Source organism: Novosphingobium guangzhouense, assembly GCF_002896965.1.
Lineage (GTDB): Bacteria > Pseudomonadota > Alphaproteobacteria > Sphingomonadales > Sphingomonadaceae > Novosphingobium > Novosphingobium guangzhouense.
Genome location: NZ_LYMM01000073.1, coordinates 208344 through 234916, shown reverse-complemented (window position 1 = coordinate 234916; position 26573 = coordinate 208344). Strand labels below are relative to the sequence as shown.

At 64.8% G+C, this 26573-nt stretch carries 18 protein-coding genes; 11 read left to right on the top strand and 7 right to left on the bottom strand.

Translation table 11 applies throughout. The features are described 5' to 3' along the window. Positions 1 to 153 precede the first annotated feature (153 nt). The gene (locus A8V01_RS24030) at positions 154 to 363 is read right to left on the bottom strand and encodes a phage virion morphogenesis protein (protein ID WP_425437357.1); all 210 of its coding nucleotides are present in this window, start codon (positions 361 to 363) and stop codon (positions 154 to 156) included. Between the two features lie 19 nt (positions 364 to 382). On the opposite strand from A8V01_RS24030, the gene A8V01_RS24025 reads away from it, so the two are divergent. Further along, a complete protein-coding gene (locus tag A8V01_RS24025; RefSeq protein WP_211295136.1) occupies positions 383 to 1045 on the top strand; it encodes a DEAD/DEAH box helicase in 663 nt (220 codons plus the stop codon). 154 nt (positions 1046 to 1199) lie between these two features. On the opposite strand, the gene A8V01_RS24020 is transcribed toward A8V01_RS24025, so the two are convergent. Next, the gene (locus A8V01_RS24020) at positions 1200 to 2927 is read right to left on the bottom strand and encodes an alkaline phosphatase D family protein (RefSeq protein WP_103098764.1); all 1728 of its coding nucleotides are present in this window, start codon (positions 2925 to 2927) and stop codon (positions 1200 to 1202) included. Between the two features lie 93 nt (positions 2928 to 3020). Next, positions 3021 to 5363 (bottom strand): TonB-dependent receptor, encoded by a 2343-nt coding sequence (locus tag A8V01_RS24015; protein WP_103098763.1) that lies wholly within the window; start codon positions 5361 to 5363, stop codon positions 3021 to 3023. 212 nt (positions 5364 to 5575) lie between these two features. Here A8V01_RS24015 and A8V01_RS24010 point away from each other — a divergent pair, with 212 nt between their 5' ends. The 4 genes from A8V01_RS24010 to A8V01_RS23995 are packed head-to-tail and all read left to right on the top strand — an operon-like array spanning position 5576 to position 9394. Next, positions 5576 to 6766: a glycosyltransferase gene (locus A8V01_RS24010; RefSeq protein WP_170066042.1), complete on the top strand. Its 1191-nt coding sequence runs from the start codon at positions 5576 to 5578 to the stop codon at positions 6764 to 6766. A 14-nt stretch (positions 6767 to 6780) separates the two neighbouring features. Beyond that, positions 6781 to 7725 (top strand): hypothetical protein, encoded by a 945-nt coding sequence (locus tag A8V01_RS24005; RefSeq protein ID WP_211295147.1) that lies wholly within the window; start codon positions 6781 to 6783, stop codon positions 7723 to 7725. Further along, a complete protein-coding gene (locus tag A8V01_RS24000; protein WP_103098762.1) occupies positions 7722 to 8231 on the top strand; it encodes a DUF2141 domain-containing protein in 510 nt (169 codons plus the stop codon). The genes A8V01_RS24005 and A8V01_RS24000 overlap by 4 nt, the downstream gene beginning before the upstream one ends. Before the next feature lie 11 nt (positions 8232 to 8242). Further along, the gene (locus tag A8V01_RS23995; protein WP_103098761.1) at positions 8243 to 9394 is read left to right on the top strand and encodes a glycosyltransferase; all 1152 of its coding nucleotides are present in this window, start codon (positions 8243 to 8245) and stop codon (positions 9392 to 9394) included. Between the two features lie 7 nt (positions 9395 to 9401). Here A8V01_RS23995 and A8V01_RS23990 read toward each other — a convergent pair whose 3' ends face one another. Together A8V01_RS23990 and A8V01_RS23985 are read right to left on the bottom strand one after the other, a co-directional pair. Then, positions 9402 to 11879, bottom strand: a complete 2478-nt coding sequence (locus tag A8V01_RS23990; protein ID WP_103098760.1) for a glycoside hydrolase family 3 protein — start codon at positions 11877 to 11879, stop codon at positions 9402 to 9404. 225 nt (positions 11880 to 12104) lie between these two features. Continuing rightward, complete coding sequence (locus A8V01_RS23985) at positions 12105 to 14570, bottom strand: TonB-dependent receptor (RefSeq protein ID WP_103098759.1); 2466 nt, start codon at positions 14568 to 14570, stop codon at positions 12105 to 12107. A gap of 157 nt (positions 14571 to 14727) precedes the next feature. Between A8V01_RS23985 and A8V01_RS23980 the strand changes: the two genes are divergently transcribed. Further along, positions 14728 to 15981 (top strand): MFS transporter, encoded by a 1254-nt coding sequence (locus tag A8V01_RS23980; protein WP_103098758.1) that lies wholly within the window; start codon positions 14728 to 14730, stop codon positions 15979 to 15981. Beyond that, positions 15978 to 16994, top strand: a complete 1017-nt coding sequence (locus A8V01_RS23975) for a LacI family DNA-binding transcriptional regulator (protein ID WP_103098757.1) — start codon at positions 15978 to 15980, stop codon at positions 16992 to 16994. The genes A8V01_RS23980 and A8V01_RS23975 overlap by 4 nt, the downstream gene beginning before the upstream one ends. A 32-nt stretch (positions 16995 to 17026) precedes the next feature. Here the strand turns inward: A8V01_RS23975 and A8V01_RS23970 are convergent, their stop codons facing one another. Then, positions 17027 to 17314, bottom strand: coding sequence for a hypothetical protein (locus tag A8V01_RS23970; protein WP_245892796.1), 288 nt, complete (start codon positions 17312 to 17314; stop codon positions 17027 to 17029). 116 nt (positions 17315 to 17430) lie between these two features. Further along, a complete protein-coding gene (locus tag A8V01_RS23965) occupies positions 17431 to 18045 on the bottom strand; it encodes a TetR/AcrR family transcriptional regulator (protein WP_103098756.1) in 615 nt (204 codons plus the stop codon). A 101-nt stretch (positions 18046 to 18146) separates the two neighbouring features. On the opposite strand from A8V01_RS23965, the gene A8V01_RS23960 reads away from it, so the two are divergent. From A8V01_RS23960 to A8V01_RS23945, 4 genes are all read left to right on the top strand, one after another. Beyond that, positions 18147 to 19322, top strand: coding sequence for an efflux RND transporter periplasmic adaptor subunit (locus tag A8V01_RS23960; protein WP_103098755.1), 1176 nt, complete (start codon positions 18147 to 18149; stop codon positions 19320 to 19322). Positions 19323 to 19328: 6 nt separating this feature from the next. Then, positions 19329 to 22517 carry an efflux RND transporter permease subunit gene (locus tag A8V01_RS23955; protein ID WP_103098754.1) on the top strand — a complete coding sequence of 1063 codons (3189 nt, stop codon included), beginning with the start codon at positions 19329 to 19331 and terminating at the stop codon, positions 22515 to 22517. Between the two features lie 2 nt (positions 22518 to 22519). Continuing rightward, on the top strand, positions 22520 to 23974 hold the full coding sequence (locus A8V01_RS23950) for an efflux transporter outer membrane subunit (protein ID WP_211295134.1): 1455 nt from the start codon (positions 22520 to 22522) through the stop codon (positions 23972 to 23974). A gap of 247 nt (positions 23975 to 24221) precedes the next feature. Continuing rightward, entirely contained in the window at positions 24222 to 26486 is a 2265-nt protein-coding gene (locus A8V01_RS23945) for an NADP-dependent malic enzyme (RefSeq protein ID WP_103098752.1), read from the top strand. The last annotated feature ends 87 nt before the right edge of the window (positions 26487 to 26573 follow it).

Here is a 26573-nt window from a genome sequence, read left to right as displayed (position 1 = left end):
AGTCGAGCGTCTCGATGATGTCCGGCGCGGGCAGGCGCGAGAGATCGACAGCGGTGAAAGTGGGATCGGCCATGACGGCCATGTCGCGGTTGCGGGCAGGCGGGCGCTATCCCCCTGCATTTGGTAGGGCGCCCGTCCAAATGCGTTCAACGGTCAGGCGCTGGCGAGATGCTCGTAAAGCGTATCGAGCAGTCGATCGCGGTCAGCCATCGTCGCCCCCAGCAGTTCGCGCTTGGGATACGAGACAGCCTTTGCCCGGAGCGACGGCCGATCGCGCAGGCCGTGCTGGTGGACGTCCGCGATCTGCGACACCTTACCGGTGAAGCCCACCCAGAAACTTTGATCGTCCGTGCCTGTCTTCAGGAATCGCGACGAAGCATCTGTGCAGACGGTTGCCGATAGCGCCAGCCAGTACTGCGCGCGCTTTCCGATCGGCAGTGGTCACCGCGACGTTGGCGTACCCCTTCTGGTGCACAGACGCTGCAACAGCCCGATGTTCGATATCTCCAACGAGATCGCCTATGCCAACCTGATGGTGCAGGCGAAAACGGCCTCGCCTGAAAACGCGATCCTCGGCCCGTCCAAGTGGATTGATGTTCAGGGTAAGCCAGGACCTGATAAATGGTGCGCAGATGAGGCCGCTATCCTCATCGATGGGCTGAACAGGTTGAAGTACGGCGGCGCGAAACCTGACCTCTACGTGGTGACCCCGTTCGTGATTGTTCAGGACCATCTGCGGCAGGAAATTCTCAAAAGCCGTGTGCTGCATGGATGGGTAGACAATCCAGGCGCTTGGGTCTGGGAGCATGTTGGCACGGTTCACACTGTACAAGGTCGCGAGGCAGAGATTGTGTTCTTCGTCCTCGGCGCTCAGATGTCTTCGCAAAACGGCGCACGCGCCTGGGCTGGAGGCAGACCCAACCTTGTCAACGTTGCCGTTACCCGCGCGAAGACGTCGCTATATGTCATTGGAAATCGGCAACTCTGGAAATCCGCAGGCGTGTTTGCCGTGCTGGACCGATACCTTCCTGATGGCGCCGCCTAGCTATCTAAGCTTTTGAGAATTTCACCGAAGCCTCGTTAGATAGCCATACACTGAGGGTGCCTTGGCGGGCTCCCGCAAATAGATACGTATCGACACGGATGAGGGGCTATTCCCCTGCCTATGACGTCCTGTCCATGCGGTTGCGGGTCTGATGTCAGGCGAAGCGGAGGCGGGTGCCGTCGCGGCGGAAGGCGTCCTTGCGGATCACACTGATCGTGTAGTCGCGCGACAGGACGGTGCTGACGGCCACGAAGCTTGCGGTGCCGCTGTCTCGGCCGAACTGCATGCGCACGTAGCCCTGATGCATGTTGTCGGTCCACACGACCTCGGGCATGTGCTCGGCATAGGCCTTGTCCAGCTTGCGCGCGGTTTCTTCGCCGAAGCCGCTGTCCATGAAGTCGCCGGGCGATGAAATGCCGGCCGTGCCGAATTCGATCCCTGCCGGGCGGCCCTGCGCATCGGCAAGGTCGTTGGTCCAGAAGCTGTGGCTGTCGCCCGAGAGAAACACGAGGTCGCCCGCACCGGCACGGCGGGACAGCGCATAGAACTGTTCGCGCGCCCAGGGGTAGCCGCCCCAGGTGTCGGTGTAATCAGGCAGGTTCCAGCGACCGCGCCATGCCAGCGACACGTGCGGATCGGCGGCCAGCTTCGCCAGTTCTTGCTTCGACTTCGCGGCGGCGAGTTTGGGGAAAGGGTCGGGCAGCACGCCCAGCTTTGCCAGATCGGGCACGTCGAGGCGACCGATCACCATCGGGCAGCCGATCACGCGCCAGGGCTGGCCGTCTCGTACCGACTGCGCCAGCGCGGCTTCAAGGTCGGCTTCCAGTTCGGGCGCGATCATCCGACGGTCCGGGGCGCCGAGCACTTCGCGCCGGAACTTCTCGGCGGAGGCATCGTCGATGATGTCCTGCGCGTGGCCAAGGTAGTCGATCTGTTTGGCCCGCGCCGTGTGGCGCGTTTCCAACGTGTGCAGCAGGGCAAGGTCGCCAAAGCGATAGGCCCGCCAGAACTGCGCACGGGTACGGCCCTTCACGGCCAGCCATTCCGGTTCGCGCACCGGCATCCATTCGTAATAGGCCCGGATCGAGGCGGCGCGGCGTGCGGTCCAATCGCCTTCGGTGGCGGGTTGGTGGTTCTCGGCGCCGCCGGTCCATGGATTGTTGGCGCTTTCGTGATCGTCCCAGCAGGCCAGCAGGGTGTGCTGCGCATGCATCGCCAACGATCCGGCGTCGGTCTTGTACTGCGCGTGGCGGGTTCGGTAATCGGACAGGGTGACGATTTCATGTGCGGGCGCATGTTCGCGACCGATGGTGCGCGCGACGCCTTCGCCCCAGCCACCCTTGCCGCCATATTCGTAGATGTAGTCGCCGGTGTGGAGCACGAAGTCGATCGCGGCGTCCTTGGCGATCGCGTCGTAGGCGTTGAAGAAGCCGAAGGCGTAGTTGGAGCAGGAGGCGAGCGCGATGCCCAGCGTGTCCACCCGTCCCTCAGGCAAAGTGCGGGCGCGGCCGATGGGCGAGACTGATTTGCCCATGCGGAACCGATAGAAGAACGTCGCGCCTGCCGGGAGGCCGGTTGCAAGCGCCTTTACGGTGAAGTCCCGATCAGCGTCGGTGCGCACGGTGCCTGTTTTCAGGATCTTCGCGAAGGCGGGGCTGTCGGACAGTTCCCACTGCACGTCGGTTGCCGCAGCGGTGCTCACGCGGGTCCAGAGCACTACGCTGGATGCGTCCGGATCGCCGGCGGCTACGCCGTGGCGAAAGACCGGGTTCACGGCCGCAGCAGCGAGGGCACAAATCGGCAGCGCCATGGTCGCCACGCCCCCGGCCATGCCGGCAAGCAGCGCGCGGCGGGATACCTGATGGGTGCGAAGCGTGGTCATGGCGGGTGATCCTGTGTTTTCGAGTGCCGGCGTGAAAAGAAAAAGGGGCGGGTCGGCGTCCCCCCGAACGCCGCCCCGCCCTTCGCGCTACGGTCAGAAGTCGGCGGTCACGCTGAAGACCATCGTGCGCGGCGCGCCGAGGAAGGCGTAATTGCCCGAAATGCCGCCGATGTACGTTTCGTCGGTGAGGTTGGTGATGTTGAGGGCGAATTGCAGGTCCTTGAGGCTGTCGGTCAGGCCCTCGCCCTTCACCGCCACCGAGAGGTCAGTCATGAAGTAGTTCTTCGCGACCCAGGCGTTGCCAGCATCGACGAAGCGGTTGCCGGTGTACTTGCCGGTGAGGCCCAGCGTAACCGGCCCGTAGTTGTACGTACCCGAGAGCACCCACATGTCCTTCGGAATGCCTGCGACACGGTTGCCCGCCGTTACGCCCTGTTCCTCGTCCAGTTCGGGGTTGCCGGTGCCGCGGTACTTGGCATCGATGTGGGTATACGAACCGTAGAGGCTGAGCCCGGTGACCGGGCGCACGTTGGCGAGCAGTTCGAAGCCTTCGGAATCGATGCCGCCTGCGTTGAAGAAGCTGCCGTCGCCTTCACTCAGGTAGTCCGGTCCGGCAGAGGTGGAACTTGGCACGAAGATCACCTGATTGGAGAACTTGCTCTTGAACCAGGTGGCAGAGGCGTTGAACATGCCGTTGGAATAGCGCGCACCCGCTTCCCAGTTCTCGGCCGTTTCGGGCTGGATGCTTTCGAAGGCGTCTTCGCTGTATTCCAGCAGCGTGTCGGACAGCGCCTTGAAGTTTTCCGAATAGCCGCCGAACAGGTCGAGCCCGGCCATCGGTTCCACCTGGATGCCGCCCGAAAGCAGCACTTTCGACTTGGACTTGACGCTGACATCGGCGCTTTCGCCAAACAGGTCGGTGCGGTCGAGGTGGTTGATGAACTGCTTGACGCCGAAGTTCGCGGTGACCGGGCCGAACTGGACCTGATCCTCGGCGTACCACTTGAAGGTGGTCTGCGGATACTTGCGGTCGTACTGGGTCCAGTAGGGCGTCGCGTCATAGGCCGGGCCGACGCTGGTGTCGGTCACGTGATGCCAGTCGCGCCATTCGCGGCGATGTGTGTCTTCGTACCAGATGCCGCCGCGCAGGGTATTCTCGAAGGCGCCCAGTTGGGTGTTCCATGCCGCGTCGAATGTGCCGCCAAGGCGGTCCTTGCGGTAATGGGTGTGGCGGTAAGACTGCTGCCAGGTGTAGTTGGCGGCGGTGGTCGGGTCTACCTGTTCGCCGGCGGCGTTGGTGGCGGTGTAGGTCGGCGGAACCTGCGAGCCCGCGGGCAGCGTGGCCCACCATGCCGGGGTGCCCCTGACGGTGCTGGTGCCGTTGATCTCGCTTTCGGCGCCGCTGTCCTGCGTCACGTCGACGATGTAGGGCGGCGCCCAGTCGCCGCGGCCTGCCATGTCGTGGTAGTAGACCGACGCCTTGAGATCGAGCGCGTTGGCGATCTTCGTTTCCGCCTTGAGATAGCCGAAGAAGTTCTTGCGCCGGGTGCCCCAGACCCCGCGATAGTTCTGATCGTCGACCGGAACCCCGGTCCACACGCCGACAAGGGCGTCACGGCGGGGATGTGCGGCGTAGTCCTCGGGCGTGTAGATCTGGTCGTAGTTCTGTTCCGAGGCTTCGTCGTAGCTGGCGTAGCCGGTGAACCTGACCGGGGTGTCGACGATGAACTTCATCGCGAAGTTGTCGCGGTGGTTGTCGGCAGAACCTTCCATCCAGTCGGTCGCCTGCTGGTGGCCATAGGAGAACCAAGCCTTGGCGATGCCGCCGATCAGGCCGGTGTCGAGGCGGCCGTAATAGCGGCTGGCGTCATAGTCGCCCAAAGATCCGGACAGGCGCACACGCATGTCGTCGATCGGGTCGGCGGTGACGAAGTTGATGGTGCCGCCCAGTGCCTCGTTGGACCGCGATGCGATGTCGGCGGTGCCCTGGAAAACCTCGACGGTGCCGATGTTGGCAGTATCGATGAAGCGGTTGGCCTTGGAACCGCCGCCGTAGCCCGAACCGCCGTTGGGCAGCCCGTCGATGGTGATGCCGACCTGCTGGGTGTCGAGATTGGTCTGGTAGCCGCGGATCGAATAGGTCGTGGACCAGTCGTCGAAGCCGAAGGCGTCGCCTTCGTTCACCTGTACGCCGGGCAGCGTGCCGATCAGGTCGATGGCGGACGCGATGGGCGACTTGTCGTCGATCAGCGTCTCATCCAGCGCGGCGTTGTTGTAGGTGGTGCGCTGGCCGGTGACGACGATGGCTTCGGCATTGTCGTAAGCATCGGCAGCGGCGGCGTCGGCGGCTTCATCTGCGATGGCGGGAGCGCTTGCCGCGATGGCCGCAAGGCTGGTGCCGAGGATGCAGAGACGGCGAAAGGCAGTTGCGCGCATTGCTAGGTATACCCCCTGGTAGCGTTTGCCCTGTCACGGGTTTGTGCGGCGCAGCATCTGCGCGCTTAATCTGACGCCTTGCAGTCAGTTCGGAGACGTTTCGAAGTCGTTCGCGTGTCCGGCGCATGACCGGGCGGAGGACCGTCACAAACTCGAAATGACCCGCTCATAGTGGCCCTGCGGAACGAGACGACTGGCGGCGTCTGAAGGACATGCACGAACCATTGCGCATCGCGATCCCCATTCACAGCTTTGAGCCGGGCGGCGTCGAACGCGTCGCCCTGGGGCTTGCTGCGCAATGGCGGGACGCCGGGCATGACGTGACCGTGGTGCTCGGCCGCTCGGGCGGCGCGGGCCTGTGCAGTGCGCCCGCGCTCGATTACTGGAGCCTGCCCGGCCGACTGCCGATGGCATCGTGGCGCACGCCGTTGATGGTCCACACGCTATACAGCTTCCTGATCGAGAACCGGGTGGACGTGCTGTTCTGTCCGGGCAACACTTACGCGGTGATCGGGGCGGCGATGCGGCTGCTGATGGGCCACCACGCGCCGCCGATGATGCTCAAGATCAGCAACGCGCTGCGCCGCCCGGATATGTCCGCAGCCATGCGGCACGGCTATGGCGCATGGCTGCGGGCACAGGGCGGCATGTTCGATTCGCTGGTGGCGCTGTCCGAGCCGATGCGCCGCGAGGTGCGCGAATGCATGCTGGCCGAACCGCGACAGGTGGAGGTGATCGCCAACCCGATCGTCAATCGTCGCCGCCTGATCCAGCTTGGCCGCATCGAACGGCGCGCGCCCTCGGCCTGGGGCATGCGCTATCTGGCGGCGGGACGGTTGGCGCCGCAGAAGAATTTCGCGCTGATGCTGCGCGCATTCGCGGCCGGGGCGCGGGCAGAGGATCGCCTGACCATTGCCGGTGACGGGCCGGAACGCGCTCACCTCGAAGCGCTCGCCGGATCGCTGGGCATTGCGACGCAAGTGGACTTCATCGGCCACGTGGCGACGATCGATCCGCTGCTGGCAGACCATGACGCGCTGCTGCTGAGTTCCGACTACGAGGGCCTGCCCGGCGTCGTGGTAGAGGCGCTGGCGGCGGGCAGGCCGATCCTGGCCACCGACTGCTGCGTCAGCATGGCCGGCCTCATCGATCACGGCCGCACCGGCCTGATGGTGCCCACCCGCTGCACGCAAAGTTTTGCGCAAGGCATCGCGGCCCTGCGCGACTTGCGCGGCGATCCCAAGCGTGCCCGCGCCGTGGCCGCGCTTTACGAACTCGAAGGGGCCGCGCGCCGCTACCTCGACCTCATGCGCGAGGTCACCTTGCGCCGCGAGGCGGAGCGGCGGCGCGATCTGGCCCTCAGCACGCTTGCACCCTGCCGGTCGCTGCGGCGCTCGCAGTGACTGTCACCCCGGAGATGACCTTGTCTCAACCTGCAACCCTGGCCGCTACCGCAGACGGCGTCGATCTGGCGACCATCGCACTGACCCCGCAGGATCGCACCGCCAAGCGCGGGCGCAATGCGGTGTTCTCCATCCTGCTGTCGCTGGCGGTGATCGCCGCCGTGCTGCACGAGACGAACAGCGTGGAACTGCGCCGCCTGCCGCAGATGATCCCGACATCGCCCGGTTTCTGGCTGATCTTCGCGGGCTATTACCTGATCACGCCCGCCAGCGAATGGCTGATCTACTGGAAGCTGTGGCGCATTCCGGGCAGCGGCGTGCTCGCACTGCTGCGCAAGAAGATCTACAACGAACTGCTGCTGGGCTATCTTGGCGAGGCGTATTTCTACACCTGGGCACGCAGCCGCGTCACGCTGACCGCCGCACCGTTCGGCACCGTCAAGGACGTGTCGATCCTTTCCGCCGTCACCGGCAACGTGGTGACTATGGCCCTGCTGGTCTTCGCGGTGCCATCGCTCGGCTTCGACAAGCTGGGCATCGACGGGCGCCTGCTGACCGGATCGCTGGGTGTGATCCTGGCGATCTCGCTGGGCGCCATGGCCTTCCGCCGCAAGGTTTTCTCCCTTTCGCGCGATGACCTGTGGATGATCACCCGCGTCCATCTGGCGCGCATCGTCGTCTCCACCGTGTTCCTTGCGCTGTTGTGGCACATGGTACTGCCCGACGTGGCGCTGAGTTGGTGGCTGTACCTGTCCACACTGCGCCTGCTCGTTTCGCGCCTGCCGCTGGTGCCGAACAAGGATCTGCTGTTCGCGGGGATCACTGTGGTGGTGCTGGGCGAACAGCGCGATATCGGCACGCTTATGGCGCTGATGGCCGGACTGATCACTGCCGCGCATCTCGTGCTTGGTGCGCTCATCGCCTTCAACGACCTCGCCAATCCGGAGAAACGCCCGTGATCCTGCCCCTGCTGCTGCTGGCGAATGCTGCAACTATTCCTTCCACCCCCGATCTCGGCAAGGCGGAAGGGCGCTGTCGGCCGGATGAGGCAGGCTCCTCCTTCGAAGTGCAGGTGAAGGGCCTGAAGGACCGCACCGGCAACCTGAAGCTTGAGGTCTACCCCGCCAACAATGCCGATTTCCTCGCAGACGACAATGTGCTGGTCAGCGCGGGCAAGACCTTTCGCCGTGTCGAGGTGCCGGTGCCCGCCAGCGGCCCTGTGCGCCTGTGCGTGCGCGTGCCCGGTCCCGGCGAATACGCGGTGAGCCTGCTCCACGATCGCGACAACAACCGCAAGTTCGGCTGGCGCATCGACGGCATCGGCTTTGCGGGCAACCCGAAGCTGGGCTGGAGCAAGCCGAGCGCGGAAAAGGCCAGCGCCAGCGTGGGCAGCGGCCCGAAGACGATCTCGATCGTGATGAATTACCGCCGTGGGCTGGGCGTCGCCCCGCTTGCCGTGAAGTAAGGGGCAAAAGCATGAGGATCGTGGACGTCTGCGCCTTCTACACGCCCAAGGGCGGCGGCGTGCGCACCTATGTTGAGCAGAAGCTGCGCGTCGGTGCGGCGCTGGGGCACGAGATCGTGATACTTGCGCCGGGGGACGAGGACGCGGTGATCGAACGCGGCCCCGGAGCACGCATCATCACGCTGAAGAACCCGCGTTTCCCGCTCGATCGCAAATACTGGTATTTCGCCTCGGCGCCGCAGTTGCACGCTGCGCTGGACGAACTGCAGCCGGACTTCGTGGAAGCCGCATCACCTTGGCGCAGCGCGCGGCTTGTGGCGGACTGGAAGGGGGATGCCCCGCGCAGCATGATCATGCATGCCGATCCGCTTTCCGCCTATGCCTATCGCTGGTTCGGGCAGGTTTTCGCGCGGCGCACGATTGACTGGCAATTCTCTGTCTACTGGGACCACCTGCGCCGGCACAGCCGCGGCTTCGACCATGTCGTCTGTGCCAATTCCAGCCTGACGCGGCGGCTGGCGGACGGCGGGGTCGCCAATACGGTGACGGTGCCGATGGGCGTGCAGCCCGGCCGTTTCTCTCCGCAGAACCGTGATCCGGCCCTGCGCGCGCGCCTGTTGGCGGCCTGCGATCTGCCCGAAGATGCGCGCCTGCTGCTGGGCGTCGGGCGGCTGGCTGCGGAAAAGCGCTGGCCGCTGGTGCTGGACGCGGTAGCCTCTGTCTCGCGCGATCGGCCGGTGGGCTTCGTGCTGTTCGGGGAAGGGCGCGAACAGAGAACCGTGCTCAAGCACATTGCCGGTAATCCGCATGTCCGCCTGTTCCAGCCGGAGCGCAATCCCGATACTTTCGCACGGGTGATCGCCAGCGCCGACGCCCTTGTCCACGGCAGCGAGGCGGAGACTTTCTGCATGGTTGCGGCCGAGGCACGGGCCAGCGGTGTGCCGATCGTGGTGCCGGACGAAGGCGGTGCGGTGGACCATGCCGCGAACGGCGGGGGCATCACCTACGCCGCCTGCGACCCGGCGGCAGCGGCGCGCGCGATCGTCGAAGTGCTGTTCGAGCGAGAGCATCGCCCGCAACCCGCCCGCACCAGCGACGACCACTTCGCCGACCTTTTCGCGCTTTACGAAACGAGCGTGCGCAAACAGCGCCGCGCGGCGTGAGGGGGCATTACTTTTCGTCCCCGCACTGGGTCATCGGCACCGAAACGTAGTCCAGCTTCACGTCCGAGAAGCTGATATCTGCCGCTCCGGTGGTCTTGAGCACCAGCGGCGCGGTGACGCCGGTCATGTCCGCGCCGCGTGCGGCGAAACATTTGAGCGGGATGGCAAGGCGCCCCCACTGGCCCTGTCCGGTCGCGGCAAGGGTGCGGGCGATGGGCACTTCCACCACTTTGCCGTCAGCCTGCAGCCCGGCGGTCATCATATCGGCAGCCGGGCCTTCCAGCCGGTATTCGAAGACCAGGCTGATCTCGCCGTTGCTTTCACGCGAAAGGTCGAAGGGGCGCGGAGCGACGAAAGAGACGGTGCCGGCGCCGGTGAAGGTCAGGCGCTTCGCATCCTCCTGCGCGCGGTGGTCGACGGCGGACTGGCGCACGCCCTGCGCGGCGATTTCCCAGCCGGGCGGGATCTGGCCCCGCTCGAAGAAGGCGGTGGGCGATGCCTGCTCCAGCCCGGCGGGGCGCGTCTCGTCCAGCTTACCGACCTTGCCCGGCTGCGCATACGTCAGGCCGTAGCCGAAGGCGAACAGCGGATCGTAGTTCGGATCGCGGCGGTTGAGCACGTACTGGTCCGGGCGTTTCGGCCACGAGAAGCTGAGCTTGCCGTGGAAATCGTACTTCGGCTTGCCGTCCTTTGCGGTGAACAGCACATCGGAAACGCCGCCGCCCTCGCTGCCCGGCAGGAACGCGGCGACGAAGGCGTCGGAGGCGTTCATCTCTGCATTCACCCATAGCGGGCGGCCGGACAGGAACACCGCCACCACCGGGATGCCCGCTACCTTGAACTTGCGCAGCATTTCAAGGTCATGCTTGTCGCCGGGGCTGTATTCCAGATTGGGGATGTCGCCCTTGAATTCGGCATAGGGCTTTTCGCCGAAGACGACGATGGCGACATCGGGCTTCTTCGCGAACTGGCCGTCGGGCGCATATGTTGCGGTGCCGCCGCCGGCCTTTACCGTCTCCTCGATGCCCTTCCAGATTGACTGGGCGTTAGGGAAGGCGGAATTGGGCACGTCGATGCCCTGCCAGGTGATCGACCAGCCGCCCGCCTGCTGGCTGATGCTGTCTGCCGCCGCGCCGGCCACCAGCACGTTGGCCGTGGGTTTCAGCGGCAGCACGCCTCCGTTCTTGAGCAGAACCATCGATTCGCGCACCGCCCGCCGTGCGATCGCCCGGTTCTGCGGGGACGCGATGTTGGCGAACTTGCCCGCGAAGGCGCGGCTCGACGGGCGGCCCCGGTCGAACGTGCCCGCGCGCAGCTTCACGCGCAGGATGCGGCGCACCGCATCGTCGAGGCGGGCGGCGGGGATGGTGCCGTCCTTCGCTTCGCGCAGGGTGTTGGCGTAAAGCGTCTTCCACGCCGGGCCGGAATACATGAACATGTCGAGGCCCGCGTTGATCGCCTGCGGACAGTCCTCGTTCGAGCAGCCCCTGACCTGTCCGTGGCTGTTCCAGTCGCCCACCACGAAGCCGTCAAAGCCCATGCGGTCCTTGAGCACGTCGGTCAGGAGCGACTTGTTGCCGCTCATCTTCTCGCCGTTCCAGCTGGAGAAGCTGGCCATGACGGACTGCGTGCCAGCCTCGATCGCGGCGGGATAGCCGCCGAGGTGGACGTCGCGCAGCACTTCTTCCGAGACGCGCGTGTCGCCCTGGTCGCGCCCGCCGGTGCCGCCGTCGCCCAGGAAGTGCTTGGTCGTGGCGATCAGGCGGTCGGGCGCGAGGAAGCCTTTGGTGCCGACTTTACCCTGCACGCCCTCGATCATCGCGCCGGCATAGTCGGCCGCGATTCCGGGCTCTTCGGAATAGCTTTCGTAAGTGCGGCCCCAGCGGTCGTCCTGCACCACCGCAAGGGTCGGGGCGAAAGTCCAGTCGAGGCCCGCCGCGGCCGTTTCCAGCGCGGTGACCTTGCCGATTTCGCGGATCAGGTCACGGTCGCGCGCGGCGCCAAGGCCGATGTTGTGCGGGAAGAGCGTGGCACCGACGATGTTGTTGTTGCCGTGCACCGAATCCGTGCCCCAGATGATCGGGATCTTCGGACCGGAGCCGGCCATCGAGGCGTCATAGTATTCGTCCGCCAGTTTCAGCCACTTGGCGGGCGATGCATATTCGTCATCGTAAGGGCCGGAGTTGCCGCCGTTCAGCACCGAACCGATGCGTGTTTCACGGACCTGTGCGGGGGTGATCGATCCGATGTCCACCTGCATCAGCTGGCCGACCTTGTCCTCTACCGACATGCCGGCGAGCAGGGCCTCGACGCGCTTCTCCACCGCCGGATCGCGTCGGGGCTGCGCATTGACCTTCGGCCATAGGTCCGGGTGCGCGATCGAGGCGGCCGGTTGCTGGTCCGGCTGCTGATTCTGGGCCGCCAGAGGAGCGGCGAGGAGGCCGACGGCAAGGGCGGCAAGCGAGATACGGGAGACGGCGGTCATAGTTGCGTCCTTACCTGATGATGGCGACCCGAAGGAGGCTGAACGTGGCCGAAAGGTGCGGGGGGGAAGGAGGGGGCAGCGGCCGGCAGGTTTGCCGTGCCGCCGCCCAGTTGACCGCGCGGTGCGGAGGAGGTGCACGGCGCGCGGGTCATCAAGGGTGTCCCACGCCTTCACCCTGCCCAGCCTGGGCGGGAGGGATGAAGGCGAGGGCGCGACATCGATCGATCAGAAGTTCGCCTTCGCGCGCACGCCCCAGGTGCGCGGCGCCTGCAGGTTGGACAGGAACACCGGCTCATAGCGCGGCGCGCCAAAGGCGCTGGCATTGGTGCGGATCTTCGCGTTCTCGATGTTCTGCACGAAAGCCTCCACCGAATAGTTCTGGTCTGCCGAAGTGAACCGCAGTGACGCGTCCGAACGGAAGTACGCCTTCTGACGATCCCATGAAGTGCCGTTGGTGCCGCGATCGGGCATGTTGTCGGCCGGATCGTTGGCATTGACGAACGGGTTGGCGTCGCCGTTGAAATAGCTCAGCCAGCTCTTGGTTTCGTAATGCGTGGTGAAACGCGGGGTGATCGTGGCACCGCTGGCCATCACGAAATCGTGTTCGTAGCTGACGCTGGCCGAAAAGCGCGGCGCGTGAGCCAGTTCGTTGCCCTTCAGCTGCACGATGGAGGATGCCCTGCCGCCATCGTAGAGGCGCCCGTCGACGCTTTCCAGATCGTCCATCTTGGTCTTTTGCAGGGTGCCGGAGAACTGCAGACGGTCGTTGGGCGTGAAGTTGGCGGTCAGTTCCGCTTCCAGGCCGTAGGCCGTCGCGCCCTTGGCGTTCTGGGTGATCATCTGGCTGCTGGTGACGTTGCCTTCATCGTCGCGGAAGGTGACCGCCTGGTTGACCTGGTATCCCTTGAAGTCGCTGTAATAGGCGGCAAGGTTCAGGGTGATCATGCGATCGAGGAAGCGGCTTTTCAGGCCGACTTCATAGTTGGTCAGCGTTTCCGGGTCGGTAAGGCCTGCGTTGTCCTGGATGTTGCCCGATTTGAAGCCGGTGCTGATGCTGGCATAGCCCAGTACGTCTTCGGCCAGATCCGCATCGACGCGAGCAAGATAGGTCAGCTTGTCCCACTTGCCCTTCACGTCGTTGCTGGAAATCGAGAAGCCGGGCAGCAGGTTTACCAGTTCCTCCGCCGTCGCGCCCGGATAGGCGCCGAAGATGCCTGCCTGACAGGCGCCGCCGGGAGCAAGATCCGCCGGGCTGCAGCCGTCGCCGGAATAGGTCACGTTGCGGCCGCCGATGTCCTCCTTCTTGTCGGAGGTGTAGCGCAGGCCGCCGGTGACGCGGATCGCGTCAGTGGCGTGCCACACGACCTGCCCGAAGACCGCGCGTGAATCGATCTGGCGATTGGCCTGGATGAAGCTGCCCGCCCAGCTGAACGTGCCGTCGCGGTAGCCGTTGCGCTGGTCGATATCGAAGCGGATGCGGTTCTTTTCGTGGCTGTAGTAGGCGCCGAGGATCCAGTCGAACGCCTGCTCGCCCGAGGACTTCAGCTGCACTTCGTGGCTCTGGAAGTCATAGCGAGATGACAGCGTGCGGTTCTCGCCAAAGGCGCCCAGCGGCAGGTCGTTGCCGTTGGCGTCCACTTCGCCGGTCGGGGGCAGGGCGCCCGCATCGGCATCGGTCTGCGTCGAACCGCCGATGCGCGACCAGCCGGCGATGTAGCTCAGCTGGATCCCATCGGTGATATCGTAGTTCATCGTGCTGCGCACAGCGGCGGAATAGCGATCGGTGTCGGGCGCGGTGTCGGACAGCGTGGACCAGCGCTTGGTCCCTTCGCGCGGGGTCTGCAACAGGCCGATCACCGGTGCGCCGGTATCCCAGAAGCCCTCTGCCGACAGGTTCCAGCTGAACTTGTCGCTGGGTTCCCACAGCAGAGAGCCGCGCAGCGACTTCTGATCGGCGGCGTAATACTTCTTGCCGCTGGTGACGAAGGCGGACTTGTTGATGCCTTCGATATCCGGCGCGGGCTGGTAATCGGCGTAACCGTCGTGGCGGTCGGAAACGAAGGCCACGCGGGCGGCCAGCGTATCCGTGATGGGGATGTTGATGGCGCCGCGAATGCCCAGCCGGTCGTAGTTGCCGCCGACGACTTCGACGTTGCCCTCGAACACGCCAAGCTTGGGCTTGGCGGAGATCAGGCTGAGCGCACCCACGGTGGCGTTGCGGCCGAACAGCGTGCCCTGCGGGCCGCGCAGCACTTCGACGCGCTCCATATCGTACATCAGCACCGATGCGCCCTGCGAACGCGGCGAATAGATGCCGTCGACGTAGATCGCGACTTCGGGGTCGGCGACTTCGGTATAGGCGCTGTCGTTGCCGATGCCGCGCAGGGTCAGCAGCACCGCGGACTGGTCGCCCTGCTGGTTGAACTGCAGCGAGGGGACGAAGCGCGCCAGATCGGTCACGTCCTTGACCTGCTGCTTGTCAAGCTGCGCCTGGCCGAAGGCGGACACCGCGATCGGGGTGGACTGCAGGGTCGTTTCGCGGCGAGTGGCGGTGACGATGATGTCGCCGTCGCTTGCCTGCCGGTCGGCCTGCGGCGTGGCTTGCGGGGCTGCATCCTGAGCGTTGGCGGTGGCGGTCATGCAGAGTGCGGCCGCAAGCGCAGTGCTCGCGATAAGCGCGTTCCGTGTCATCTCTCTCTCCCTGAAGCAGACCTTCGCTGCTTTCCGATCGCGGATAGACCAAAGCTTGACATCGTTGTCAACGAATTTTGACATCGATGTCAAAATTGCTATCCAGACGGGGCGGCTTCCTCCAGAGTGGACAGCGCGTTAAGGATGCCCGGCAGACATGACAGCCCTGATGGCGAAGGCCCTGACCTCCTTGGAAAAACCCGATGCACCCACGCTGCTGTTCCGGCTGTCGGTGGGGGTGTTCTTCATCGGCGGGTTCCTGACGTCTTCTGTCAGCCTGCTGGTGCCGCAATTGAAGCTGATGCTGACGCTTGACTATGCGCAGGCCTTCCTGGTGCAGTTGGCGTTCCATCTCAGCTACCTGCTGTTCGCGCTGCCGATCACCGCCTTCATCGTCGCGGCTGGCTATATCCGCGCGATCTCACTGGGGCTGGCGGTCATGGCGGCAGGCTGCGTGGCGCTTGCGGTGGCGCAGGGCAGCCTGTCGTTCGCGCTGGTGCTGGGCGCGCTGCTGCTGCTCTCCGGAGGGCAGACCTTCCTGCAGATCGCGTCGAACACGGTGGTCACCGTCATCGGCCCGTCGCGTGGGGCCGCAGGGCGGCTGACTTTGCTGCAGGGGTTCAACTCGCTGGGCACCGTACTCGGCCCGCTGGTGAGCGCGCCGCTGCTGCTGGCACAAGTCGATCACGGCCACGAATGGCGACCGATCGCTGCCTTGCCGTTCATCCTGACCGCGCTCGTGACCGCTGCGCTGGGGATTGCCTATGCGCGGCATCGCAAGCCTCTGGAAACGGGACGGCTGGACACGGAAGGGCAGGACGATGGCTTCGTGCCCACGCACGCGCTGTTCCGCGTTCTCCTCGAATCGCGACGGTTGCGTTGGGGGACGCTGGCGATCTTCGTCTACGTCGGCGCTGAAGTGGCGATCGGTGGGCTGCTTCCCAGCGTGCTGATGCGGCCTGACCGGCTTGGCGCCAGCGCTGTGACGGCGGGGCAACTGGTGGCGCTCTACTGGGGCGGCGCGATGGTCGGCCGGTTCGCCGGTGCATGGGGTATGCGGCGCATTTCAGAAGCGCGGATGTTGCTTTGGGTATCGTTAGGTGCCGTTGTGTGCACCTTGAGTGCCGTTGTGTTGCCCGGTGCCGCAGGGGCCATCGCGCTGGTCGCGGTGGGGCTGTGCAACGCGATCATGTACCCCACGATCTACGCTCTCGCGCTGCCTGAGGATGCCCGCGCGGCGCCGGTCGCCTCGATGTGGCTGTGCATGGCGGTGGTCGGCGGCGCATTGGTGCCTGTCGTGACGGGCATGGTCGCCGACGTGGCTGGACTGCTCCCCTCGCTGGTCGTGCCGGCCCTCTGCTATGTGCTGATTGGCGGATTTGCGTCGATCTGTCAGGGGAAGCGGGCATGAAAACCGTAACCATCAAGGACGTCGCCGCCCGCGCCGGAGTCTCCCCGAAAACCGTTTCGCGGGTCATCAACGGCGAAGATCACGTCCGCCCCGAAATCCGCGAAACGGTGCAGCGCGTGGTCGCCGAACTCAACTATCGGCCCAACGCCTTCGCCCGCAGCCTGTCGAGCTCGCGCTCATACCTGCTGGGCCTGTTCATCGATGACCCGGTGTCCGGTTACGCCGCCGAAGTCCAGCACGGCGCGCTGCTGCAATGTCGCGAACGCAGTTATCACCTTGTTGTGGAGCCGGTGGACCGGCAGCGGGCGGGATGGCAGGATCACGTGCGCGCCAGTCTGTCAGGGCTGCGGCTGGACGGCGCCATCCTTGCGCCGCCGATCTGCGACGATGCCGAATTACTGGGGATTTTCGCCGATGCGGGCGTGCCTTACGTTTTGATCGGCCCCTCCTACCCTCCGCGCGATTCGGGCGCGGTGTGGATGGACGACCGCGCCGCCGCGGGGGAAATGACCGAGTACCTGCTGTCGCTCGGCCATCGCCGGATCGCGTTCATCCAGGGGCCTGAAAGCCACAGCGCATCGGCCCGGCGCGAGGAAGGCTACCGCGCCGCCATGAAAGCCGCGGGCCTTGCAGTGAACGAAGACGCCATGCTGCGCGGCGATTTCAGCTTCCGTTCCGGGCTTGAACTTGGCGAATTGCTGCTGGATCTGCCCGAAACGCCGACGGCGATCTTTGCCTGCAATGACGACATGGCGCTTGGCGCCCTGATCACGGCCATGAAAAGGGGCGTTGCAGTGCCCGATGCCTTGTCCATCTGCGGGTTCGACGATGTGGCTTCGTCGCGCGCAGCCTGGCCGCAGATCACCACGATCCGTCAGCCGAACGCGGAAATGGCTGCCGCTGCGGTGGATATCCTTGTCGATCCGGCGTTCCGCAAGGACTGCGCAGATCCTGCATTCCGGCTCATGCTGGCGCACGCCATGATTTTGCGGGGCAGTACTGGCCCTGCTTGAGCGGATCGACGCCGAAGCGTTTCAGGGCGCGATCAGTTTACCCGACGACGATGCTTGCCGCCGTAGGTCTTGCCGCAATAGTCGTCCAGTTCGCGCATTTCGGTTGCTGCCGCTGCGGCAAGGGCCGCGGTGCAGGGCAGGTTCTTTTCGGTTGCGGCGATTCGGGCCTCCACGCGGTCGCGCAGTTCCTCGATGTCGGCGCGCGACAGCACATTCTTTTCACGCAGGTAGCAAATCAGGCTCTGAAGCAGGATCATCGCCTTTTCGCCGGAATCGACTTCACTGTTCTCGATCATCATCCAGTCCTCTCGAGCGGCCATTCGGCCGGCGTTGAAGGGCAGGATGATACAACCGTGAAACAATGTCCAGTGTGCCAAAAGAACAGTGTTCTCTTGTCGTAAACCTTTGTGCGGCGCAACAATTGCAAAGGTGTGATCTATGCCTCCAGTGCGATGACCTCCTGCCGCAGCAACTGGGCCAGGCGTGAATGAAGCGTCTCGTGATCACTGCCCGGAGACAGTTCGCGCAGCGCGACCATTCCCCAGGACATGGCGATGATGAAGTCCGCGACTGTGGAGTGGCGCTGCGCGGCGGCCGACGGCGCCAGCGAGCCAAGGGCTGCGCCAAGGCTTTCGCGCAGGCGGGAATCAACCTTCACATGCATCTGGTTGATCGCAGGATTGCGCCCCGCTTCCGCCAGCAGTTCGCACATCAGGCGACGATCCTCGCAGTCCGGCTCTTCAAGGCCGACGCGCTCGATCCAGGCCAGAATGGCGTCGCGGTCATTGGCGGCCACGGCAGCACCCAGCGTTTCCTCGTCCAGCCAGGCCGTGATTTCCGATTCGCAGATGGCCGCGATAATCGCTTCCTTGTTTGCGAAGTCGCGATAGATCTGGCCCACGGCGATCCCGGAGGCCGCAGCAATTTGCGCCATTCCGGTCTGATGGAACCCGCGCTCGACAAAAAGGTTACGCGCGGTGTCGAGAAGATGTTTTCGACGTGCTGCAGACTTCGCGGCCCGGGGGCGATCCAATGTATTCTCGTTTGTCATGTCCCTGTCCGGCTTGCATTTCATGCTGCGACGCAATAACAGACGCGCGAATCATGAGTGAACGCTCACTCACGCTTTAACCCTCTTGGCGGATTAACTCCATGAAAAAGATCGCTCCAGCCCTAGTGCTGATTCTCTCCGCCTGTGGAGGAGCACAGGAGCAGCCTCAGGCGGGACCGCCCCAGGTGGGCGTCGTCGCGGTGCGTGAGCAGTCGGTCACGCTCAGCAATGAGCTGCCGGGGCGCACCAGCGCATACGAAAGTTCGGACGTGCGCCCGCAGGTGAATGGTTTGATCGTGGCGCGTCTTTTCACAGAGGGCGATCAGGTTCGCGCTGGCCAGCCGCTTTATCGCACCGATCCTGCACCTTACGAGGCCGCAGTGGCGAATGCGCGCGCGGCCCTTGCCCGTTCGCGCGCGGCAATCGCATCAAGCGATGCGCTGGCGCGTCGTTACGGCGAACTCGTCAAGATCAACGCGATTTCGCGGCAGGATTACGAAAACGCGGTGACCAGCGCCCAGCAGGCGCGGGCGGACGTTTCCGCGCAGGAGGCGCTGCTGCGCACGGCCCAGATCGATCTTGCGCGCACGACCATCCGCGCGCCGATCTCCGGCCGGATCGGGCGTTCGACGTATACTACCGGCGCGCTCGTTTCCGCTTCGCAGACCGATGCGCTGACGACCATCCAGCGCCTTGACCCGATCTTCGTCGATATCCAGCAGTCCAGCGCCGACGTGCTGCGGCTGCGTCAGCAGCTGCTTGCGGGCGATGTCAGCGCCAGCGGAAACGTTGCGGTGAAGCTCAAGCTGGAGGACGGCAGCACTTATCCGCAGGAAGGCGTGCTCAAGTTCACCGACGTGACCGTCGATCCCACCACCGGCAGCCAGATCATCCGCGCCCAGTTCCCCAATCCGAGCGGCCTGCTGCTGCCCGGAATGTACGTGCGCGCCGAGTTCGCACAGGCGACCAAGGCCAACGGGCTGCTGGTCCCGCAGGCCGCCGTTTCGCGCGACGAAAAGGGCAATCCGACCGTCCTTGTCGTCGGGGCGCAGAACAAGCTTGAGATGCGTCCGATCACCGCCCCCCGCACGGTCGGTCAGGACTGGCTGGTGACCGGCGGGCTCAAGGCGGGCGACAAGGTCGTCGTCGACGGTGCGCAGATGCTGCGTCCCGGCATGCCGGTGAAGCCGGTTGCACCGCAGGGTCAAGCTCAGGCTCAGGGCCAGGCTCAGGGGGCCAAGCCCGCTGCCGGCGCTCCCGCGAACAAGGGTCAGTAATCGGCCATGTCACGCTATTTCATCGACCGGCCCATCTTTGCGTGGGTCATCGCCATCGTTCTGATGATGGCGGGCATTATCGCCATCCGCAGCCTGCCGATCGCCCAGTTCCCCGAGATTGCGCCGCCTACGGTGTCGATCGCGGCTACCTATCCGGGCGCGGACGCCGAAACGCTTGAGCGCACGACGACGCAGATCATCGAGCAGCAGCTCAAGGGCATCGACAACCTGCGCTACTTCTCGGCATCCTCCTCCTCGGCGGGCACGGTGACGATCACCCTGACCTTCGAGCAGGGCACCGACCCCGACATCGCGCAGGTTCAGGTCCAGAACAAGCTTCAGGCCGCAACCCCGCTGCTGCCGCAGGAAGTGCAGCGTCAGGGCGTGCAGGTACAGAAGTCGGCGGCAAGCTTCCTGCTTGTCACCGCGATCTATTCCGAGGACGGCAGCCACACCGCCAACGACCTTTCGGACTATATCGTCAGCCAGCTGCAGGATCCGGTCAGCCGTATCAACGGCGTGGGCGAACTGCAGATCTTCGGCACCCAGTATGCGATGCGTATCTGGGTCGATCCGCTGAAGCTGCGCAGCTACGACATGACGGTGGCCGACGTCACGACGGCGATCACCGCGCAGAACGCGCAGGTTTCCGCGGGCCAGATCGGCGCATTGCCGGCTCCCAAGGAGCAGATGCTCAACGCTACCGTATCGGTCCAGTCGCGCCTGCAGACGCCTGAGGAGTTCGGCAACATCCGCCTCCGTTCGACGCAGGGCGGCGCAGTGGTACGCCTGCGTGACGTCGCGCGCGTGGAACTTGGCGCCGAGACTTACGGCTTCGATACGCAGTTCAACGGCAAGCCGGCATCAGGCTTCGGCGTGCGGCTTGCGTCGGGCGCAAACGCGCTTGACACGGTTGATGCGGTGAAGGCCGAAGTTGAGAAGATTTCCAAGAACTTCCCGTCTGACGTCAAGGTTTCTTTCCCTTACGATTCCACGCCCTTTGTGCGCCTCTCGATCGAGCAGGTGGTCCACACGCTGGTCGAGGCTGTCGTGCTCGTCTTCCTCGTCATGTTCCTGTTCCTTCAGAACTGGCGCGCGACGCTGATCCCGACGATCGCTGTTCCCGTGGTGCTGCTGGGCACTTTCGGTGTGATGGCGGTGCTGGGCTATTCGATCAATACGCTGACGCTGTTCGGCATGGTGCTGGCCATCGGCTTGCTGGTCGATGATGCGATCGTCGTCGTCGAGAACGTCGAACGACTGATCCAGACCGAGCATCTGTCGCCCAAGCAGGCGGCGCGCAAGTCCATGGACGAAATCAGCGGCGCGCTGATCGGCATCGGCCTGGTGCTTTCGGCGGTGTTCCTGCCAATGGCGTTCTTCGGCGGCTCCACAGGCGTTATCTATCGCCAGTTCTCGATCACCATCGTCTCGTCGATGGCGCTCTCGGTGATGGTGGCGTTGATCCTCACGCCTGCGCTCTGTGCCACGATCCTCAAGCCGCACAAGGAAGGCGGCCCTGAAGGCAATGGTCTGTTGGCCCGCTTCTTCCGCTGGTTCAACGACAAGTTCGATCGCGGCACCGAGAAGTATCAGGGCGGCGTGCGCCGTACTGCCACCGGCTGGAAGCGTTCGGGGCTGGTCTATCTGCTGATCGTCGGTTCGATGGTGTTCCTCTTCACCCGCCTGCCCGGCGGCTTCCTGCCGGACGAGGATCAGGGTGTGGTCTTTGCGCTGGTGCAGGGGCCTTCGGGCGCAACCCTGCCGCGTACCCAGAAGGGCCTCGACGTGGTGCGCAAGCACTTCCTTGAGGATGAAAAGGCCAACGTCGATTCGATCTTCACGATCAACGGCTTCTCGTTCTCCGGCCAGGGCCAGAATGCGGGCATGGCGTTCATCCGTCTCAAGGACTGGGAAGAACGCAGCGGCGCAGACAATCGGGCACCGGCGATCATCGGGCGCGCGATGGGGGCATTCTCCCAGTATCGCGATGCCATGATCTTCGCACTGACCCCGCCTGCAGTGCAGGAACTGGGCAACGCGACGGGCTTCGACATGTGGCTGGTCGACGAGACCAACCAAGGGCATGAAAAGCTGCTTGCCGCGCGCAATCAGCTGATGGGCATGGCCGCGCAGGACAACCGCGTGGCGCAGGTCCGCCCGGTCAGCCTTGACGACGCGGCGCAGCTCGACGTCAAGATCGATCAGGACAAGGCCGCAGCGCTCGGCCTCGACCTGTCAGCCGTCAATTCGGAAATCAGCACGGCCTGGGGCGGTGCCTACGTCAACGACTTCCTCGACCGTGGCCGCACCAAGCGCGTCTACGTTCAGGCGGATCAGGCCTATCGTTCCTCGCCCGAGGCTCTTTCGGACCTCTATGTACGCGGCACGAGCGGCCAGATGGCGCCGTTCAGCGCATTCTCCGAACTGTCCTGGAAACAGGCGCCGGTGATCCTGACACGCTACAATGGGCGTCCCGCCATGCAGCTGCAGGGTGCGCCGGGTCAGGGTCTGAGCACCGGCGGCGCGATGCAGGCGATCGAGGAGATGCACCAGAAGCTGCCTGCGGGCACCGCCATCGAATGGACAGGTCTGTCCTACGAGGAACGCCTTTCGGGCGGTCAGGCGCCGATGCTCTATGCGTTGTCGCTGGCGGTCGTGTTCCTCTGTCTTGCCGCTCTGTATGAGAGCTGGTCGGTGCCGATCGCGGTTATGCTGGTGGTGCCGCTGGGTGTCGTTGGCGCGCTGTTTGCGGCGTGGCTCACGGGGCTTGGTAACGACATTTACCTGCAGGTCGGCCTGATCACCACGATCGGCGTCTCCGCCAAGAACGCGATCCTGATCGTCGAATTCGCGGAAGAGCGCGTGCAATCCGGCATGAATGCGTTCGATGCGGCGATGGAAGCGGCCAAGCTGCGTCTGCGTCCGATCCTGATGACCTCGCTCGCCTTCGTCTTCGGCGTGCTGCCGCTGGCGGTATCGACCGGCGCAGGTGCCGGAGGTCAGAACGCGATCGGTCGCGCGGTGGTGGGCGGCATGCTCTCCGCCACGGTCTTCGCGATCTTCTTCGTACCGATGTTCTTCGTGGTCGTGGCCCGCCTGTTCAAACATGGGCAGACCGACCGCCAGATGCCGCAATCCGATGAAGAGCCCCATGCTGACGGCGCCCACGGCGCGGCACCGCAGGAAAGCTGAACATGAAAAAGTCTATCTTCATCCTGCTCGTCGGAACCACTCTGCTGGGCGGGTGCAACCTTGCCCCCAAGTACGAGCGGCCGGCGGGAGCCGTCCCGGTGGCGCTGCCGCAGGGCGGCGTCTATCCGGCAGCGCCGACTGACGCAGTGGACGTATCGCGGATCGGCTGGCGCGATTTCTTCCTTGATGACCGGCTGCGGCAGGTCATCGAGACGGGCCTTGCCAACAACCGCGATCTTCGGATCGCGGCGGGCAACGTTCAGCAGGCTCGCGCCCAGTACCGGGTGCAGCGCGCCGATCGGCTGCCCACCGTCAATGCCACCGGCACTGCGACCTATACCAACAACGTGTTCGGTGCGCAGGGCGGGGCGGGCACCGGCCAGACCAGCTCTGACCTGGAAATCTACCAGGCGACCGTTGGCCTTTCCTCGTTCGAACTCGACCTGTTCGGCCGCGTCCGCAACCTGTCGCGCGCGGCGCAGGAGCAGTATTTCGCAAGCGAAGAGGCGCAGCGTGCAGCCCGCATCAGCCTGATCGCGGAGATCGCCAATGCCTGGCTGACGATGGCGTCGGATAACGAACAGCTGCGCATCTCGCGCGATACGGCCAAGGCGTTTGAGGAAACACTCAAACTGACGCAGGCTCAGTTCCGCATCGGCACCGGCTCCGAACTGGAAGTCCGTCAGGCCGAGACGAATTATCAGGGCGCGCTTAATGACATCGCCGCGCTGGAAACCAGTGTGGCGCGTGATCAGAATGCGCTCAACCTGCTGGCCGGCACCACCGTGCCCGCAGAGCAGTTGCCGACCGGCTTCGGCACAGAGCCGATGACCCGTAATGCGCTGCCAGGCGATGTATCCTCCGAAGTGCTGCTGCGCCGTCCCGACGTGCTGCAGGCAGAGCATCAACTGATCGCCGAGAATGCCAACATCGGCGCGGCCCGTGCGGCGTTCTTCCCGACGATTTCGCTGACGGGCACGCTGGGTACGCTGAGCACCGCACTTTCCGGGCTCTTCAAGGACGGCACCTACACCTACACCGGATCGCCCAGCGCATCGCTGCCGCTGTTCGATTTCGGGCGGCGTTCGGGCAATCTGGAATATGCCAAGGCGTCGCAGAAGGTGGCTGTGGCCACTTACGAGAAGGCAGTGCAGACGGCCTTTCGCGAAGTCTCCGATGCCCTGGCCCAGCGTGGCCGCATCGGCGATCAGATCCGTGCCCAGACTGCGCGGGCTGAAGCTGCGGGCGTGGCGGCCAAGCTTTCTGACGCGCGGTTCCGTTCGGGCGTGGATTCGTTCCTGACCACGCTTGACGCGCAACGCACAGCCTATGGCGCCGAGCAGACCCTCGTTACCACGCGGCTGACGCAGGCGAGCAACCTGGTGGAACTCTATCGCTCGCTTGGCGGGGGGCTGGAGGACACCACGCCGGTCGGCACGGAGCAGCCCCCGCGTTAAGCTTTACATCTCACCTTTGATCCCGGTGTGATCCGGGATCACGGACGGTCCCTGCGCATCCCCCACCGAGCCGGTGCGCAGGGACCGTTCGCGTCCGCTTCGCATGACGAAGTGTGTCGTTCGAGCCGATTTTGCGCCTTTGGCACTCGACAGGCGCGTCCGAACCGTGTTGGGGGAGCAGCGAGCCCCTATCGCCTCGACGATGGGGTCGCACCCTGACTTTGGCCACTGACCACGGGACGAACACATGGACGAGACGCTGCGCCGCGCCGCACTTGATTACCACCGCCTGCCTCGGCCCGGCAAGCTGACCATCGAACCGACCAAGCGCATGGTGAACCAGCGCGACCTCGCGCTGGCTTATTCGCCCGGCGTCGCCGTGCCCTGCGTAGAGATTGCGGCAGATCCCAAGAAGGCGCTGGATTATACCGCGCGCGGTAACCTCGTCGCAGTTATCTCCAATGGCACCGCCGTGCTCGGCCTTGGCGCGATCGGCGCGCTGGCCTCGAAGCCGGTGATGGAAGGCAAGGCCGTCCTGTTCAAGAAGTTTGCCGACATCGACGTCTTCGACATCGAGGTCGACACCATCGACCCGGACAAGTTCATCGAGGCGGTGGCACTGCTGGAGCCGACCTTCGGCGGCATCAACCTTGAAGACATCAAGGCGCCGGAATGCTTCTACATCGAGGCCGAACTGAAGAAGCGCATGAACATCCCGGTGTTCCATGACGACCAGCACGGCACCGCGATCGTGGTTGCCGCGGCGGTGCGTAATGCGCTGGTGCTACAGGGCCGCACGCTGGCTGACGCCAAGCTGGTTACCTCGGGCGCGGGCGCGGCGGCGCTGGCCTGCGTCGATCTGCTGGTGTCCATGGGCCTGCCGGTCGAGAACGTGACGCTGACGGACAAGGACGGCGTTATCCACTCGGGCCGCGAAGGCATGCTGCCCAACATGGCGCGCTATGCCCGCGACACCAACGCACGCGCACTGCCTGATGTGCTGCCGGGCGCGAACCTGTTCCTTGGTCTTTCGGCGCCGGGCGTGCTCAAGCCCGAGTGGCTGCCGCTGATGGCCGAAAATCCGCTGATCTTCGCGCTTGCCAACCCCGAGCCGGAAATCCGCCCGGAAGCTGCCCGCGAAGTACGCCCGGACGCGATCATCGCTACGGGCCGTTCGGACTATCCCAACCAGGTCAACAACGTCCTGTGCTTCCCCTATATCTTCCGCGGCGCGCTGGACGCGGGCGCGACGCAGATCAACGAGGCGATGAAGGCCGCCGCTGCCGAAGCCATCGCCGGTCTTGCCCGCATGCCCGCGCATGACAGCGTGGCGCAGGCCTATGGCGGCCGCAAGCTGGTGTTCGGCCCGGAATACATCATCCCGACCCCGTTCGATCCGCGCCTGATCGTGGAGATCGCCGGTGCCGTCGCTCAGGCAGCGATGGATTCGGGCGTTGCCACCAAGACGCTCGACATTGCCGAGTACAAGCGTTCGCTCGGCAATATGAATACCCGTTCGGGCCAGCTCATGCTGCCGGTCTATCAGGCCGCGCGCGGTGCGATGAAGCGTGTCGCCTATGGTGAGGGTGAGGATGAGCGCGTGCTGCGTGCCGTGCAGGATGCGCTGGACGAAGGCATGGTACGCCCGACGCTGGTGGGCCGCCGCCGCATTCTGGAACAGAAGCTGCCCGAACTGGGCCTGTCGTTCCGCCTCGACGAGCATGTCGACCTTGTCGACCCCGAGAACGACCATGATCTGATGAGCGAACTGGTCGCGGCCTATGGCGCGATTGCTGGTCGCAAGGGCGTGCCCACCGCCGAAGTCATTCGCCACACTTATCGTCGCCCCACCGTCACCGCCGCCATGCTGCTGCGCACTGGCAAGGTCGATGCGGCGCTGGTCGGCGGCAATTCGGAATACTGGGGGCAGATCGAACACGTACTGCGCATCATCGATCGCGCGCCTGACGTGAAGCGCGTCTATGCGCTGTCGGGGCTGATCCTCGATGCCGGTGTGCTGTTCCTGACCGATACGCACATGGTTCCTGATCCGACCCCGGAACAGATCGCGGAAATGACCGTGCTGGCAGCGGACGCGGTGCGTCGCTTCGGTCTTGACCCGAAGGTGGCGCTGCTCTCGCATTCCAACTTCGGTTCGTCGAACAGCCCGAGCGCGCGCAAGATGCGTTCCGCGGCCAAGCTGGTGCGCAAGGTTGCGCCGGAACTGAAGGTGGACGGTGAAATGCACGCCGATGCCGCACTCAGCCAGGCGCTGCGCGAAAAGCTGGTGCCTGATTCGGGCTTCGAGGGGGCGGCGAACCTGCTGGTGATGCCGAACCTCGATGCGGCGAACATCACGCTGACGGCGCTGTCTGCCTCGTCCAGCTCGCCCACGGTCGGGCCGATGCTGCTGGGCCTGTCGCAGCCGATCCACGTGCTGACGCCGGGCGTTACTGCACGCGGCATCCTGAACCTGACCAGCATTGCGGTGTGTGCTGCCGACGGGCATTGATTGAAGGGGGAGGGTGATGCCCTCCCTCGCCATCGCGGCTGAAACGAAACAACCCAGGGCGGCACGATGCTGCCCTGGGTTGTTTCG